Annotated in this window: 19 protein-coding genes and 2 tRNA genes; 15 read left to right on the top strand and 6 right to left on the bottom strand. The window is 57.6% G+C overall.

The window, feature by feature from the left end:
* Positions 1-36: 36 nt before the first annotated feature.
* Entirely contained in the window at positions 37-2,268 is a 2,232-nt protein-coding gene (locus ACA064_RS16820; protein WP_497669124.1) for an LTA synthase family protein, read from the bottom strand.
* Positions 2,269-2,438: 170 nt separating this feature from the next.
* Here ACA064_RS16820 and ACA064_RS16815 point away from each other — a divergent pair, with 170 nt between their 5' ends.
* Both ACA064_RS16815 and ACA064_RS16810 read left to right on the top strand, forming a co-directional pair.
* Positions 2,439-3,122 (top strand): phosphoribosyltransferase, encoded by a 684-nt coding sequence (locus ACA064_RS16815; protein ID WP_497669123.1) that lies wholly within the window; start codon positions 2,439-2,441, stop codon positions 3,120-3,122.
* A 22-nt stretch (positions 3,123-3,144) separates the two neighbouring features.
* The gene (locus ACA064_RS16810) at positions 3,145-3,819 is read left to right on the top strand and encodes a dienelactone hydrolase family protein (protein ID WP_497669122.1); all 675 of its coding nucleotides are present in this window, start codon (positions 3,145-3,147) and stop codon (positions 3,817-3,819) included.
* A gap of 22 nt (positions 3,820-3,841) precedes the next feature.
* On the opposite strand, the gene ACA064_RS16805 is transcribed toward ACA064_RS16810, so the two are convergent.
* Positions 3,842-5,206, bottom strand: coding sequence for an erythromycin esterase family protein (locus ACA064_RS16805; RefSeq protein WP_497669121.1), 1,365 nt, complete (start codon positions 5,204-5,206; stop codon positions 3,842-3,844).
* A 224-nt stretch (positions 5,207-5,430) separates the two neighbouring features.
* On the opposite strand from ACA064_RS16805, the gene ACA064_RS16800 reads away from it, so the two are divergent.
* Both ACA064_RS16800 and ACA064_RS16795 read left to right on the top strand, forming a co-directional pair.
* Positions 5,431-6,330: a polysaccharide deacetylase family protein gene (locus tag ACA064_RS16800; protein WP_497669120.1), complete on the top strand. Its 900-nt coding sequence runs from the start codon at positions 5,431-5,433 to the stop codon at positions 6,328-6,330.
* 120 nt (positions 6,331-6,450) lie between these two features.
* Positions 6,451-6,855, top strand: a complete 405-nt coding sequence (locus tag ACA064_RS16795; protein WP_497669119.1) for a VOC family protein — start codon at positions 6,451-6,453, stop codon at positions 6,853-6,855.
* A 67-nt stretch (positions 6,856-6,922) separates the two neighbouring features.
* Here the strand turns inward: ACA064_RS16795 and ACA064_RS16790 are convergent, their stop codons facing one another.
* Positions 6,923-7,690, bottom strand: coding sequence for an alpha/beta hydrolase (locus ACA064_RS16790; protein WP_497669118.1), 768 nt, complete (start codon positions 7,688-7,690; stop codon positions 6,923-6,925).
* Between the two features lie 341 nt (positions 7,691-8,031).
* Between ACA064_RS16790 and ACA064_RS16785 the strand changes: the two genes are divergently transcribed.
* From ACA064_RS16785 to ACA064_RS16775, 3 genes are all read left to right on the top strand, one after another.
* Positions 8,032-8,105: transfer RNA gene (locus ACA064_RS16785), tRNA-Cys, on the top strand.
* Between the two features lie 194 nt (positions 8,106-8,299).
* A tRNA-Leu gene (locus ACA064_RS16780) sits at positions 8,300-8,386 on the top strand.
* A gap of 401 nt (positions 8,387-8,787) precedes the next feature.
* Positions 8,788-9,033, top strand: coding sequence for a hypothetical protein (locus ACA064_RS16775; protein WP_497669117.1), 246 nt, complete (start codon positions 8,788-8,790; stop codon positions 9,031-9,033).
* A 113-nt stretch (positions 9,034-9,146) separates the two neighbouring features.
* On the opposite strand, the gene ACA064_RS16770 is transcribed toward ACA064_RS16775, so the two are convergent.
* Positions 9,147-10,022: a lipopolysaccharide kinase InaA family protein gene (locus tag ACA064_RS16770; RefSeq protein WP_497669116.1), complete on the bottom strand. Its 876-nt coding sequence runs from the start codon at positions 10,020-10,022 to the stop codon at positions 9,147-9,149.
* 728 nt (positions 10,023-10,750) lie between these two features.
* On the opposite strand from ACA064_RS16770, the gene ACA064_RS16765 reads away from it, so the two are divergent.
* The 4 genes from ACA064_RS16765 to ACA064_RS16750 all read left to right on the top strand — a co-directional run bounded on the left by ACA064_RS16765 (position 10,751) and on the right by ACA064_RS16750 (position 12,230).
* Positions 10,751-10,966 (top strand): DUF6021 family protein, encoded by a 216-nt coding sequence (locus ACA064_RS16765; RefSeq protein WP_497669115.1) that lies wholly within the window; start codon positions 10,751-10,753, stop codon positions 10,964-10,966.
* Between the two features lie 108 nt (positions 10,967-11,074).
* Positions 11,075-11,260, top strand: coding sequence for a hypothetical protein (locus ACA064_RS16760; RefSeq protein ID WP_497669114.1), 186 nt, complete (start codon positions 11,075-11,077; stop codon positions 11,258-11,260).
* 310 nt (positions 11,261-11,570) lie between these two features.
* Positions 11,571-11,813 carry a hypothetical protein gene (locus ACA064_RS16755; RefSeq protein ID WP_497669113.1) on the top strand — a complete coding sequence of 81 codons (243 nt, stop codon included), beginning with the start codon at positions 11,571-11,573 and terminating at the stop codon, positions 11,811-11,813.
* Positions 11,814-11,984: 171 nt separating this feature from the next.
* Positions 11,985-12,230 (top strand): hypothetical protein, encoded by a 246-nt coding sequence (locus tag ACA064_RS16750; protein WP_497669112.1) that lies wholly within the window; start codon positions 11,985-11,987, stop codon positions 12,228-12,230.
* 36 nt (positions 12,231-12,266) lie between these two features.
* Here ACA064_RS16750 and ACA064_RS16745 read toward each other — a convergent pair whose 3' ends face one another.
* On the bottom strand, positions 12,267-12,926 hold the full coding sequence (locus tag ACA064_RS16745; RefSeq protein ID WP_497669111.1) for a methyltransferase family protein: 660 nt from the start codon (positions 12,924-12,926) through the stop codon (positions 12,267-12,269).
* A gap of 156 nt (positions 12,927-13,082) precedes the next feature.
* Here ACA064_RS16745 and ACA064_RS16740 point away from each other — a divergent pair, with 156 nt between their 5' ends.
* The 4 genes from ACA064_RS16740 (at position 13,083) to ACA064_RS16725 (ending at position 14,504) form a co-directional block, all read left to right on the top strand.
* Complete coding sequence (locus tag ACA064_RS16740) at positions 13,083-13,304, top strand: hypothetical protein (RefSeq protein ID WP_497674264.1); 222 nt, start codon at positions 13,083-13,085, stop codon at positions 13,302-13,304.
* A gap of 101 nt (positions 13,305-13,405) precedes the next feature.
* Positions 13,406-13,564 carry a hypothetical protein gene (locus tag ACA064_RS16735; RefSeq protein ID WP_497669110.1) on the top strand — a complete coding sequence of 53 codons (159 nt, stop codon included), beginning with the start codon at positions 13,406-13,408 and terminating at the stop codon, positions 13,562-13,564.
* A 167-nt stretch (positions 13,565-13,731) separates the two neighbouring features.
* Positions 13,732-13,923: a DUF2188 domain-containing protein gene (locus ACA064_RS16730; RefSeq protein ID WP_497669109.1), complete on the top strand. Its 192-nt coding sequence runs from the start codon at positions 13,732-13,734 to the stop codon at positions 13,921-13,923.
* 188 nt (positions 13,924-14,111) lie between these two features.
* Entirely contained in the window at positions 14,112-14,504 is a 393-nt protein-coding gene (locus ACA064_RS16725; protein ID WP_497669108.1) for a hypothetical protein, read from the top strand.
* Between the two features lie 112 nt (positions 14,505-14,616).
* Here ACA064_RS16725 and ACA064_RS16720 read toward each other — a convergent pair whose 3' ends face one another.
* Entirely contained in the window at positions 14,617-14,841 is a 225-nt protein-coding gene (locus ACA064_RS16720) for a DUF6555 family protein (protein WP_497669107.1), read from the bottom strand.
* Positions 14,842-15,018 lie beyond the last annotated feature (177 nt).

The following is a 15,018-nucleotide window of genomic DNA, read 5'->3' as shown; positions in this document are numbered from 1 at the left end:
CCTGTCTCCAGTAAAGGACAGACCCCGCGCCAGGACTCAGCTTGATTGAGCGCTGTCGTCCTCCACACTTTCGTCCAGTGCGTCGGGTGGCTCTGGCGATTCGGTGGTAACGCTGAATTCGCTCACTTCGATGGCGCCCAGCCCATGGCCGAGCAGGTGGAAGGAGAAGGCCTTGCGGGTTTGCGGATTGTCGAAGGCGAAGTCCATTTCCAGCTCTTGGTCGGGCGTCAGCACGATCTCCGCCGGGAAGTCCAGCGTCACATCCTGCTCGAGTTCCTTGGCCTTGAGCAGCAGGTAGGCATTCTCTTGGGTGCCTACCGAGCGAACCTTGATCCGCACCCGCGTCTGCGAGCCCTTGGGCATCTCCAGGTATTGCGCGCCAATCAGGTTATCGGCCCAGTCGTCCTTGATCCGCTCGTGGAGGGGGATCTGGTCGGTGCTGCCAAACTGAAAGCGCTGGTTCAATTGGGTCCGCAGCAGCGAATGATCCAGTGCCGCGGCGCGTGCGCTGATCTGGCGCGCGCGCTGGCTGCCGGATTGGCCGAGGAAGGCCGTGCGCTCGCCGAGAAACCCCTCACTGGCGTAGTGTCGGCAGCGTTGCTGGAAGTCGCATTCGGTAAAGGTCCCCTGGCCATCGTGGTAACGCAGCATGCCGTTGGTGAAGGACATGATTTCCCGACCCTGGGCGTAGTCGCGAAACAGAGAGCGCCCACTCAAGGTTGAAGGCACTGCAAAGTCGAAATAGTCGAGGACCGAAGCGCTCAGGTCGACATGGCCATAGACCCCGGTCTTGACCCTCGGCAATTGGGCCTGCTCCGGCGCCAGGAGCAGGTTGAAACCCCAGGCCGACGCGAGGCGCACGTCATCGATACCGTGGGACTCGTCGGAGGTGATGATCACCAGGGTATCTTGCAAGACACCCTGGCGTTCGAGGCCCGAGAGGAACTGCTCGAGTGCGTCGTCCAGATAGCCCACCGCCGCCTGTTTGGGCGTGGCATGGCGTTGCAGATAGTCTTCGGGGGCGGAGTAGGGCTGATGGGTGCCCACGGTCAACAAGGTGAGCATCCAGGGTTGATCATGCTGCCGCAGCTGCTCGACGTAATTCAGCGCTCCTTCGAAAAAACCCTTGTCGTCCATGCCCCAGGGAAAATCCAGGTAACCAGGGTTGCTGAACCACTCCAGACCCATGGTGGTGTCGAAGCCGATGTGCGGCATGATTTTGTCTTTGGCCATGAAACGCAGGCCCGCACCCTGCAAATAATGGGTAGCGAAGCCGTGCTGACGCAACTGGGCCGGCAGGCAGGCTTGGTTGCGCTGGCTCAGGTTGAGCATCTCGACGCCCTTGGGGGTGCCGTTGTCGAGCTTGTCGTAGTCGCCGCACAACATGGAGTAGAGGCCGCGAATGGTCTGGTGGCTGTGCAGAACGTAGTCGGGAGTGTTCATGCCGCGCTCGGCCCAGCGGCTCAGGTGCGGCATCAGGTTTTCCTGATAGTCACTTTTCAACGCCTGGCGGTCGACCCCGACATAGGCGCCCGGAATGCCTTCCAGAGCGACGATCAGCACATTGCGTGCGCGCCCGGGGGCTTGCAGCAACTTTTGTCCGTTCAGGTCGAGCTGGGTGAGACCGGCCATCTGCGGTGGGAGATCAACCTCAGGGTCGCCGAACCATTCCCGGGCGTGGGTCTGGCTTTCTCCGAGGCCGGCCATCAGCAGCTGGTGCGGCAGATTGAACTGACGCCATTGATCCGCTTCGCTGGGATGCAGGTATTGCACGCCACCATGGGTCAGCAAGAGCAGCAGCGGCACGCTCCAGGCATGCCGAGGCAGGGCCGCAGCCTTGTGGCGGCTGGCGCGCCACTGGGTCCCTGACCAGATCAACAGAGCCAGCAGCAGCGCTCCGGCGAGCCATGGATGCCCAAGGCCGTCGCCGCCGGTGGAGTTCTCCAGAAACTGCGGATCGATCAGGTAGTTAACGTCGGCCAGGGTCGGTAGCCGACCGACCGCGCTGACCAGTTCGGTTGCCGCCAGGTTCAGCAGGCACCAGACCATCAGCACCGGCAACGCCAGCCACCATGGGCGCCGGCACAGCAGCACGATCAGCAAGCCGCCAATGCCCAGGTCCGATAGATACCCCAACGGGTTGTTCCAGCCCAGGGCCAACCGGGTGCAAAGTGGCACCAGCAATACCAGCCCGGTCAGGCTCACGAGAGAAGCCAGGGGATGTCGCAACCAGCGCCGGGTAAAATTCACAAAAAACCTGCTCTTCATTAAAATGTAATACAGATGTGCTGGATATTATCAAAGGTGGGGAACCGCGGCAGAGGTTAAGCGTGTGCAGATGCGTAGGCTCGCGACTCCGTTCGACAGGGCTGATCAATAATCCAGCCAACTCCTTGCGACGCGAATCGATCGGGTTTACCGGCTTCAGGAGGTCTTCAATGTCCTATTATTATCCGTCTTCGCAAACCGGCCTGAGAGACAGGCGGGCCGCAGGCCAAAGTCTGATTCAGCCACTGCTCGAATACCGTCGCAGAGCCGATGTCATTGTCCTCGCCTTGCCCCGCGGCGGTGTTCCGGTCGCTTATGAAATCGCCACCGCCCTGGAGGTGCGCCTGGATGTGATGCTGGTCCGCAAGCTCGGTGTTCCTTCTCATCAGGAATACGCCATGGGTGCCATCGCCAGTGGCGGCATACGGGTACTCAATACGGAAGCGCTGCAGGCTCATCCTATTGATCAACGCACCCTTGAAGCAGTGGTCGAGCGGGAAACCCGGGAGCTGCTGCGTCGCGAAAGCGTCTACCGCCCAGAGCGTCCACCGCTGCAGCTGCAGGACCAGGTGGTGATTCTGGTCGACGACGGGCTGGCCACCGGCTCTACGATGCTGGCGGCGGTACAGGCCGTGCGCCAGCAACAGCCATCACGCATCGTCGTCGCCGTACCGGTGGCGCCGCCTGAGACCGTGGCGGTGCTACGCAGCAAAGTGGATGAACTGGTGTGTCCGCTCATCCCTGAATGGATGATGTCGATCGGGCACTGGTATCTGGATTTCACCCAGACTTCGGACAAAGAGGTTGTTGATCTGCTGCAGCGCGCCTGGCAACGCGAATTGCAGTCGGAGTAAGGAATCCCTTGAGGTAGATCCAATGCTGAATTCACAGAATCGAATACTGGATCTGGCCGACGTCGAGTTGGCCGCTGATTTACGTTTGCCTGTCTACGCCAGCGGGTTGGTGGTGTTCGTCCATGGTAGTGGCAGCAGTCGTTCGAGCCCACGTAACCAGCAGGTTGCACAGTCTCTGGCCGAGCGAGGGCTGGGCACGCTGCTGTTCGATCTGCTCACAGAGCCGGAACAACGCGTGGACTACCTGACCGGGGAGTTGCGCTTTGATATCGCGCTACTCTCCAGGCGGCTGGTAGAGGTGATCGACTGGATAGGGCGCAGCGCGCAATTGCAATCGTTGCGCATCGGACTGTTCGGCGCGAGCACCGGGGCCGCAGCGGCATTGATGGCAGCGGCGCTGCGCCCGGACGCGGTGCACGCCGTGGTCAGCCGAGGAGGGCGGACCGACCTGGCCGGAGCTGCGCTGGCCTTGGTAAAGGCACCCACCTTGCAAATCGTCGGAGACCAGGACCCGACAGTGCTCGGCCTGAACCGCCAAAGCGCCCAGACCCTGCAGTGTGAACAGCGTCTGGAGGTCATAACCGGCGCCAGCCACCTGTTTGAAGAACCAGGGACCCTTGAGGCCGTTGCCAGACTGGCGGGCGACTGGTTTGAGGTGCATCTGCACACACCGGTAAAAAAAACTCCGTCCGAATGAAGCACTCATCCGTTGCCGGGTATCACACCCCAAACGGAAAGGTTTCGTCTTCCGATTCCAGCTCCTGGCTTTTTGGCAGGTGCAGGGCCGTCACCGCGTGCGTCTGTTCAAACCAGACCATGGCGTCGAACTGCTCGGCGAGCACCGCCTGGAAGTAGTGGCTGCTGCGCTCGCTTTCCGGTCGGTAAATCACCCCGATGGCCCGCTCCAGCAGCGGCTCGGAGAGAGCCTGGCGCAACGTTTCACGCTGGGGATCGCGCCAGTCGGTCAGTGACGCGGCGACGCCCGCCTCAACGAACTGATGCTCCCAACTGTCCGCTCGAGAGGGCAGGACGGTCTTGATGCGCATTTCGCCATCCCAGTCATCGGCCGCCGCCACTTGGCCGCGGTCGGTGCTCATGCCGATCAGCACCACGTCGCGGCCGTAGGCGCTGCGGCACAGCTGGCCGATATTGAACTGGCCCTTCCAGCCCATTTCCGTGGCGGCGGCATTGCCGATGTGGGAATTGTGCGCCCACACCACCGCCCTCGCTTCAGGTCCCCGATGCTCGAGCAACGCCTCCAGGGTGTCGAACATGTGCCGGTCACGCAGGTTCCAGGAAGCAGTCGAGCCTCGGTAAATGGCTCGGTAGTATTGCTCGGCGGCCCGAACGACCTGGGCGTTTTGCGTAGCATTAAAGACGGCTTCATCGTCCCGGGCACGGCCCGCCAACTGTTCCGCCAGCATGATATCGAGCTGCTCGACCACCGCCTGCTCACATGGCATCGCGCCGCCGCGCTCGACAAAGTGGCCGTACAGCGCCGGATCATCCTGCCAGGGCGTCAGGCAGCCGTAGCGCTGCCGTGCTTCGTGGGCGAGCTGAGAATCGACCCGGTCCAGGTAGTTCAAGACCTCGCGAATGGAGTTGTGCAGGCTATAAACGTCCAGCCCGCGAAATTCGATACGCAGCCGGGACGCTTGCTGGTGGTTATGCTGATGAAGCCAGTGGGCAAAAGCTCTTACATCGGTATTGCGCCACATCCAGGTCGGGAACCGGCTGAAAATGTGACGTTTCCAGGCCGTGGGTGCCAGCCCGCGGACATAACGATCAACCTGACCCGCATCCGGCCAGTCCGCCTCGACGGCAACGATATTGAAGCCATGCTGCTCAATCAGTCGCCGGGTGATGGCGGCACGAGCGCAATAGAACTCGGCGGTACCATGGCTGGCCTCACCGATCATCACCACCCGCGCATCGGCGTAACGGTCGAACATTTTGCCGAAGGCCTCTGAACTCCGTTCCGGCAGCGGCTCGGCGTATTGGCGCAGCAGGGGGGCGATGGCGGCCGAAGCACCGTTGGTGCGGGAGCCGTAGCGTTTCTTCAAAAAATCCTGGCAAGAGTTCATGAGCGTCATCCCCGTGAGAGGGCTAGCCGACGTCACCGCTTCAAGTCGTACCTGCGCCTGAATGGCGGCGGGTCAATTCAGTTATATCAACAATTGGCATACCCGCGCTACGAATGGGCCGGGCGGTAGGCGGGCTGTCGAAAATATGGCAGGCACGGTTGATTTCTTGTTGCTTGAATTGTCCATGGTCTGTATTTGTCTGCGCCTGGACCAAGGCAGAACACATGAAAAAGATAGTCACCGTTTTATCAGCGATCGCTATCGCAGCCACACTCGCCGGTTGCATCAGCCAGCCGATCGCAATGACGCCGCACACCGAACACCGCTTGCAGTCACAGCCGCCGATCCGTTTTCTGCTGACTTTTGACGATGGCCCAAGCGCTTCCGGGTTTTACAATCCGACCCAGTCGATTCTCGACGACCTTGCCGACAATCCGCTGCAATCAGGCATCAAGGCGGTGTTTTTTGTGCAGACTCGGGCATCGCGGGCCGGTGGCAGCGAACTGGGCGGCAAAATCATGGGCCGCGAGCAGGCTGAAGGTCATGTGCTGGGTTTGCACACGGCCACCCCGGGGCATACCAATCATCGTTCGCTGAGCCCGGAGGAGCTGGAACAGTCGCTCACCAATGGCAGCGCGGACATTGCCACGATCACCGGAGCGGCGCCGACGCTGGTGCGCCCGCCATTCTGGAATTACGACAAACGCACCTTCGCCGCGTATCAGCGCCATGGCCTGCATGTGTTGCTGACCGATCTGAGCGCCAATGACGGAAAAATCTGGGGCTACAACTTCAGCCTGCGCAGACGTTCGAACATGCTCAGGCAGTTATCCGAGGTCCGCGAGCGAATCGCCGCGGGTGAGTTGCCGACGGTCGATGCGGCCATTCCGGTGGTGGTGACCTTTCACGACCTCAATCGCTACACCTCCCGACATATGCAGGAGTATCTGCAGATCCTGCTCGACAGTGCCCGCGAGACGGGCCTGAACACCGCCGCCAAGCCGTTTTACGACGATCGATCGGCATTGCAGCGTGCTGCCATGGCCCGCACGGTCCGCGACAGTTCCGAACCCGTGCAGTTGCCGGGATTCTGGAACTGGTTGTGGAAGCGCAATTCGGACTAATGACCTGGCCGAACCTGGGGAGAACCGTTGGGAGCGGCGTCGGCACTGCATCCGCCAGCATTGCTATAGTGGTCAGGCAAGTGCGCGCACCAGGCGTGCGCCCCAAGTGGAGGTTTCGTCATGCAGATCACTCCCTACCTGTTCTTCGCCGGACGTTGTGAAGAAGCGCTGAAATTCTACGAGTCCGCCGTTGGCGCCAAAACCGAATTCCTGTTCCGTTCCCGGGAAGCTCCCGACGGGCAGCAGATGCCCGATCCGGACAGCGTCATGCACGCCAGCTTTCGTCTCGGCGACAGCCTGTTGTATGCCAGTGATGGTTGTGACGACAACAGCACCAAGACACGAGTATTCCTGTCCATTGCGGTAAAGGATACTTCTGAAGGGCAGCGGGTATTTGATGCGTTGGCGGTTGGCGGCACTGTCAGCATGCCGTTTGGCAAAACCTTCTGGGCCGAAGGTTTTGGCATGCTGGTCGATCAGTTCGGCATTAGTTGGATGGTCAATTGCGAGTCGGCAAAACCCTGACGGGACCTCGTCCGGTTTGATCCGGCTGCAGACCGTATTGCCAAGTTACGGCAGGGTGGCCTGCGGTCTATCGCATCCCGCTGGCGAGCAGCTTCAAATAGTCCGGGCTTTGCGAAATCGAGTTGTGGTCGGCACCGGCAATCACCTTGAGCGAAGCCACGCCAGGGAGGAACTGCCCGTAGAGTTTATCGGTATTGGCCCGCGGGATAATTTCGTCGTGTTCGGCCACGATCAACAGGGTCGGCACGTTGATGCGCGGGGCATACTTCGAGGATTCGAACTTGTCCTTGAGCAGCCAGCGCACCGGGAAAAGCGGCATTTTTATCGCTGCCAGATCTTCCAGGCCGCTGTACGGCGTAATCAGGATCAGCCGCGATGCCGGCCGCTGGCTCGCAAGTTGAATGGCGATACCGGTGCCCAGGCTGCGACCGACAATCGTTATATTGGAATGCTCGGCATGGACCCGGTCAAACAAGGCCAGGGCATCACGCTGGAGCGCCTCCTCGGAAGGCGATCCGGAGCTGCCGCCGAAACCTCGGTAATGCAGCAGATAGATCGCCTGGCTCACAAAGGCTTGCGAAAATTCAGGCATGTTGCGCGACACATCCTCGGCATTGCCGCCGAAATAGATCAATGCATCCGGACCATCGTGAAGCCTGGCTGAAACCAGCACCTGGGCGTCGGCTACCGGCAGTGTGAGAATCGTTGCCGAAATGCCCGGGGTGCGAGGTTGCGGAAAGTAGATCAGCGTACGCTGAAACACGAATAAAGCGGCACAAAGCCCAAGGTACAAGGCTGCAACCACTGCGAGAAGTATTACGACGGTTCGTGGCATGGGACTGACTTGTTCAAGGAGAGATCCATCCGAGGTGCAATACACACAAAAGCTGGCGCTACCAGCGCAAGTGTAGTGTTATCTTTGCTCCGCCAGGATTTCAGCCGGTTACCAGTTTGGTGGACGACGCAGGGCAGGGCACTGGACCATTGCCCTGATATTAATTTTTTTTCTGGCGGTTCTTGACATGTCCTGCGAACAGGTCCAGAATTGCGTCCATTCCTGCTACAGGAACTAGAAAAACCCTTAGATTTCAATGGGTTGAGAGCTAGATTAGAGTCTTGTTTTCAGCTCTAATGTGTACACGTTTGATGTAGATGGAAATGACATCGAACGTTTGAGGCCGAGTAGCAAAATGGTTATGCAGCGGATTGCAAATCCGCCTACGCCGGTTCGATTCCGACCTCGGCCTCCATCATAAACAGGCTCCGTAGATCTATGATTTACGGAGCTTTTTTATTTAAGCTTCAGTGCAAGATTTTGTCTGGTATTTGACGTCGACAAACTTGCTTCGAAGGGAAGGGATGTATATATTTCTTCCTTTGCTGCACAAGCGCTAAAGCTACCTTATTGTTATTTAAAGTGCTGCAGATCGCTTACCGCGCTACCGCCCGAATGGCGAAACTGGTAGACGCATGGGACTTAAAATCCCCCGCTCGTAAGGGCGTGCCGGTTCGATTCCGGCTTCGGGCACCATCTAAAATCAAGGGTTTGCGAGCGAAAGCTAATGCAAACCCTTGTTCGTTTCAGGTCCGCAATTTTAGAGTTGGTCCGCAATACACTTTGTTGGCGATACGCTGGCTGCCGTGCGCAGCATCGAAGCGCGCTTCGGCGGCCTGTGCGGTGCCTGTCTGGCAATTAATGCCCTGAGTGTCGACGGTTACGCGGCAATAGTTATTTCCGGTGCTAATCTCCTGGTAAGGACGCCGACGCGGTGCCCGAGAAGGTCTGACAAGCTGGAGTGCTGGGTGTGTCCGTGCAGCTCAATACTGGCACCCTAAGGACCCTGATCGGCAGGCGCTCACGGGCCGTCGTAGCGAATGAATGGGTGTCGCGAAGTAATTTGATAGGCTGGCTGTTGAATGGAGGCAAATCCGATGCTGATCCTTATATTCTTGGGGCTTCTGGTAATTATCGCTCTCCTGGCGCCGTGGCTGATCAGTGCATTTGCCGCTCTATTTGCATTAGTCGCAACGTTGTTTCTTTTCGGGGTTTTTTTGACTGGTGGGGTAATAGCTTGTAAGAGTTACTCCAGCAACCCTTGCAGGCAACAGGCGAGGATGGAGAAGCGCATAAAGAAAATCACTGATGCGGCCAATAAGGCCAACAGTCAAAAGGGCTGATGTCTGGCCTCGGCGCGATCACATAAGTGGAAAAAATCAAGGGTTTGCGAGCGAAAGCTAACGCAAGCCCTTGTTCGTTTCCGCTTCCACGCGCCGGCACGCCCCCCAGCGATTCAGGCAATCTCCAACTCGCCTTCGAGAAAGATCTTGCGGCGCTTCTTATGGCTGAATTTGTTGTGCTTGCTCGCTGTGTATATTCGCTCGAATGCAGCGCCATCGACCTCCACGCATTCACGCAAGAAGTCGCTGACCAAACTGTCGTACAACGCTTCATCAATGAAATGACTCATTTCTTTGCAGTACAGAAAACCCAGCTGAAAGCCCAGGGTTTCGGAGTTGAAGCCCGATGGGCGGGTGAAAACATTCTCCATATCGATGACCCGCAGGGTAGTCCACTGCTTTTCCGGCACCATCACGTTCGCCACCCATAGGTCGAGGTGAGTCAGACCACGGTTTCGCATGTCGACAATGAGGTTCAGGCACCCTTTGACGAACTCAACCACCCGCTCCGGGTGCTTCTGCAACCATTGCAAACCATTCATGTGTTCATCGAGAAATTCAGTCAACAGCACGAACTCCTGGACAATACCGAACCTTGGCTTGATCACCCCGAAGCCCACAATGCGGGCAGTCTCAACGCCACGTTCCGCGGCTATGATCGTGTTCAACAGCTCCTCGATGGGCCAGTCGAACCTGCCTGAACGCTTTGGGCGCCCCAGCGTTATGCGGTATTTCTTTGGCAGCGTCTCGACACGTTGAACCTTCATGAAGAACTTGCAACCGTCATCACCCACAGGCTGGCTGACGCGGTTGGGGCGGTCTCGGTAATGCGGTTCTATCAACTTACCGATGGCATCGAGAATCGATGCGCCAGGGAACTGCGAGAAATACAAGGTCGCCTTAGCCACTTGATGGCACAGAGGGAAACCTGACCTGACGGTTTTAAGAGACTGCACAAGGGCGTCCTGTCTTCTTTTGAAGCGGCGCATGGTGGCAGCATTGAGAATGATTACCTAGAACTATGTATCAAGATTTTTGTCCAGACCAGCCCCCAAGCTGGTGATGCGCCTACCCAGAGCCCTGGTTCATTTCTGGTCTGTGTGGCGAGACTCAGTCCGAATTTCCCTTGCTGGCAATACTTTCCATTACGGATCCGGACTACTGCGCAAGATCAATTCTTGCATTGAGCCAACACTACCTTGCAGGTATTCGGAGTTCCCCCTGATCGACCTGCATAGCGTCTGCAATTGATGATTGAAGAGGTGCGTACCTTCTGCAGGCTGGCACCCCATGCCAGGCTTCCCTCTCCAACGCTGGGCATGGCTTTGGCATAGCAGTTGGAACCTCCGATTGGCGTTGAAGAACGCCCCTCGGAGTGTTTATTTGCGCATCCTGAAATAAACGAAAGACTGACAGCCAGGATTGACAGGAAAACCAGCGACCTGCTTTTTCGTGATGCTTTTCTGGACATCCCATTTCCCCCTGTTGATGAGGTTTCCGGCTGTCGTCCATGGCAGTCCTGTTGAGAGCAGGGCGCTGCACTTTACTGCTGCACTTGACTGCTGCGTTTGACTGAGTAATGCAGATCAATATTAGTTAGTCGGCATGCCAGTAATGCGCGGGTTTATGTCCATTCGTCAGCTATTTTGCACTCTGGAGACTAGTCAGGTTCTTAAGTTCAGGCCCCCAACACTTGGGTCGCAGCCAAGAGGTGCATATGGCTAATACTCCGAATCTGCCAAAAGACCCACGACCCTCTGAACCACCATCGGTCAACGATGAACTGGGTTTCGATCCTGACTCGCCGGACCTTGCGGATCCGCAAGTCGATCCCATAGGCCCGGCGAAAATACCGGGCAAGGATCATGGTGCGGATGGGCAGAGGCCTGTGCCCAAACCTTATGATCCGCTTGCCGATCTGCGCAATGATTAGTCAGCCTGGCCGAGAAGCCCTGCAGGTTTACCCTTGCAGAGTTTTTTCATTCAGGCCGGGATCAGTTGTACCGAATGCCTTTCAATCAGCTTGAAGAGGGAAACTGCAATGACTACCGAGGACGAGTTCAGGCTCAAGGCGCACACGCTGATACTGGAGCTGGATGCGGCGACTTCAGCGATGATGCAGCTGATATCGGCGCGTCAAACCAGTGGCCCGGAGTGGGACGAAACCATCAGGCGGCAACATGAGGCCTATGAGCGATGGGTCGAATATTTGAACGAGCGTTTCTAGGCAAGGAGCCGGAGCGCGTTTGGGTAGTTTGTGAGAGGCCACCAAACGCGGTGCTATCAAGGTTTGCCGCTATCGACGGTCCAGCGCGGCACGTTCCAATGTGGCGCAGAGGCTAGTAAAAAAGCTGATTGCCGCCAGCTACCAGAGCCCCGAAAAACCACACTTTGATTCGTCTTCCGGGGGGATTCCAGAACCGCGCCGGGTTGTCGATTTTTTGCGTAAGAAAATGTCAGTTCACGACCACTGGCAGGGTCTGCGCGCATGGTCTATTTCTATTATCCCGGCGCGGGGCCGGATGAGGGAGGTGTCCATGCATTTGGTTGTGGAAAGGCCTTATCCCGTGGAGTACATCCATCCAAACGGAGTGCAAGCCACGATTGATTTCATGTGGGGCGATCCGAAAAGCCGGTCACCTGTCGGAATTGTTATCTGGCTCAAGAAGGGCAAAGAACAAGTCAAGCTGGGCGAGGAGTTGGGCGAATGGAACAGCTATGGCGATGCATTGCGGTTCGGTATTGCTCTGGCCAGTATTTACCTCGGGCGCATGCGCTGATTAACCAGGTATTCAGCACCGCAAAGTGAGGGACCTGAGGCGGCTCTCACTTCGAACTGACGCAGGAAATACTGTGGCGCGGCGACGCTGACCCACGTAAAGGTGGCGTGACCGCCGGTTGTGAACTAATGCTTAAATCACGGCACATCACTGGATATCACGGAGATCAAAATGGCACCCGTAGACAGGTCGCAACCGGTTAAATACACCCATCCGGACGGCAGGGAGGCGACGATTGACTTCGAATGGGGGGACGCAGCTGATCCGATCCCGAAAGGGCTGCGTATTACCGTGACGCACTCCGCAGACTATCTTCAGAACCTGCATGAAGTGGCGAACTACAAGAGCTTCGACGATGCCAAAAACCAGGGCATCAAGCTGGCGAAAAATATGATCGAGCAGGCCGACCGGTTGTAGACAGTCAGGCGAGCACCTGGATGTCCTCCTTGGCGATCAATAAATCCCCGGTATCAGCCGCCATGTGTTTTCGCAGTACGCCTCATACTCACTGCCGAACTGCGCGCGTAACAACGCCTCTTCGGCGCGTATGCGGGCAATCAGCGGAACCAGCGTCAGTGCCGTAAGCAGCAAACCGACCACTGAACGAAAGGCCAGCGCCCAGCCCAGGGAGTTGATCAGCAGCCCCAGATAACTCGGATTACGCAGGATTCGGTACACGCCATCGGTGACCAGCGTATGCCCGGGCTGGATGGCCACCAGTCCACTGAAGCGCTTGCCAAGGACAAAGACCGGCCAGATCCGCAGTGCGCCACCGGCGATGAAAAGTACCACGCCGACCCAGCGCAGCCCCTCGCCACCGACCGTCCAGAACCCGATCCGGTCGGTATAGGCCGGTAGAAATCCGCTCAGCAGGCCGATCAGGGCAAAAACCGGAAGAACCCAACGGTTGCCTCGGTCTTCACGCTCTCCAGGACTCAAATTGCCCTCGGTGAACAGTGCCACGACGGACATCGCCAGGGTTGAAAGCGCAATGACGACCAGCGCCGGATGGGAAAAGAAGGCAACAAATCCACCCCGGCCCAGAACGGCAAGCCCGAGCCAGGCAAGGGTTGCCGCTATGCTGAAAAAGGCCATTCTGGCTGTGAATTTCATGGCTTCCACCGAGCAGAGTCGCTCCCGTCAGTGTAGACATGAGTGGCTAGCGGCTTCTGGCTGACCCGGCCATTCGTCTACTCGATAGCACCTTGCCCCGCGGCGAACTTCCAACCCATAAGGCCCAGATTCGCTGGACCTCTTTGGGAGGTGAGTATGTCTACCGATTCGAGTTTTCAAGACGAGACCCAAGGCAGTGTCCCCTCCAAACCCGAGCCAGGCACGGACGAGCCCACAATGGACCCTGATGCCCCGGGTACATTCGATCCTCTGGCAAGGCCGGACGTGGTCACCCGGGAGCACCCACAGGAACGCAAGGACCGTAGTGCCGGGGACGGCATTCCGGATGACGAGGACATGCCGCTACCAAACGATTGACAGAGTCGGGATTTGGCTACCCGTTGTGATCAAAAAGCGAACCGATGAGTTTGTTCTATCCTTAAACGGTGAAGACCAATTCTTAAGGGCGGGAGGTGGGCATGGCAACTGAACGAAAACCACAGGACCCAGCGGAACTGGAAGACGAGCCTACGCAGGAAGAAATCAAAGAAGAACGGCATCGCGCACAGACCTGGAAACATCCGGAGGATGGCAAAGAACTGTCTGATCGCGATCAAGAGCGGCCACTGCGGCCCTGATACCGAAAATCAGCCCCGCCATTGTGCGGGGCTTTGTTGCTCACCGTTTCGGAAGCCGGAAAGTCCGGTTTGCCGTCCATCAGTGCAAGGGTCGTCATCGGGGCCGGGCAGGGTGTAAGGTGGTTCGAGCAATACCCTGGATCATCGCTAGCGATAGGGAGGTGATTATGAGCGTTCCGATGCTGAGCAAGTTTCAAGTCAATGGTTATGAGTTGATCAGCGTAAACAGCGGTCCGTGGAAAGTCTGTACCCAAGCTGACCGATTCGGCTCCTTCGGCACCCGGGAGGAAGCCGTGGCTTATGCGGCCAATTTGCCCTCTTACAAAGTGAGGTCGAAAACCCCGGCCAATAGCCAATAGTTCGATCTTTACCGCACGTTTCCAGCCTTGGCCATGCCGGGGCTTTTTTATTTCGGCAAGGTCGGGCAGGGTCTTTGTGCCGTGGATCCTGGAGCGTCAACCGTTCGGCGTTTGCTCATCTTGCGAAAACAGTCTCGCCTAAGCTCTGATTTATCCGGAAATTCTTCCGGTACCTTAGGGGGGGTGGCATGACTTTATTCAAGTTCGGCGCGTTTATCCTCGTTGCAAGTGTGGCTGGCTGCGGGACCACCGGCCGCCATGAGCCGCCACCGGTGCCGTCATCTGCTGTGACCCTTGATGACGGACAGGCGCGCAGTGCGTTGGTGGGTAATAAGTTCTACGGCAACACCAGGACCGGGCACCCTTACTCGATCAGTTTTTTCGCCGACGGGACAGACGTTTTCGTGATGCCCCCCGAAGCACCGGTCACTGAGCGCTGGGGGCTGAAGGACGGCGTTATCTGTATTGACATGAAGGAATATCCAACGGAGTGCAGCCAGGTGAAAGTGGCCAACAATCAGTATTGGTTTGTCGATCCGGCGAACGGCAAAGTGAACGCACATCTGAAGCTCACCCCTTGAGCTTCGGTTACGCTCGAGAATCTGGAGCTGCTATCGCAAAGGACTCTGGACCTTATTTTGCTTGCTTATGACCTGTGCCCTGATCGCTTCGTTCAGTGGTGGCTGGATCGCATCACGTGGATTTATGCCATCTCACGTCGGTGACACCGCTGCGCCCGGCAAAGTCCTGCATGGAGCGATACACTCCCGCACACGCCATGCCCGGTTCAGGAATGCAGCCGGCATGCAGCAGCGAGAGGTAGCAGGCATCAGTGTCAGTGAGGCCCGAGGATAAATAGCTAAAGACAAAACGTGCGCCCTTGAAGCTGTAGCAAATGGTAAATGCTGCAGAACTCATGGTTTCGCTCCATAAACTACTGGCTAGTGGCCACTAACCCTATTCCGTATCCGGGGCAATAGCTGTAGCCGTCGGTCCGAATGATCCGGGAGCGGCTGAATTGCCAGATAACGGCTTATTTCCTGTGCGTATACCTTTAGGACAAAAGGTTACTAGACCAGCAGGAAAGGCTTTGCT

The sequence above is a fragment of the Pseudomonas sp. LBUM1658 genome (assembly GCF_059716055.1).
The sequence above is the reverse complement of the archived record's forward strand: the minus strand, read 5'-3'. Positions and strand labels throughout refer to the sequence as shown.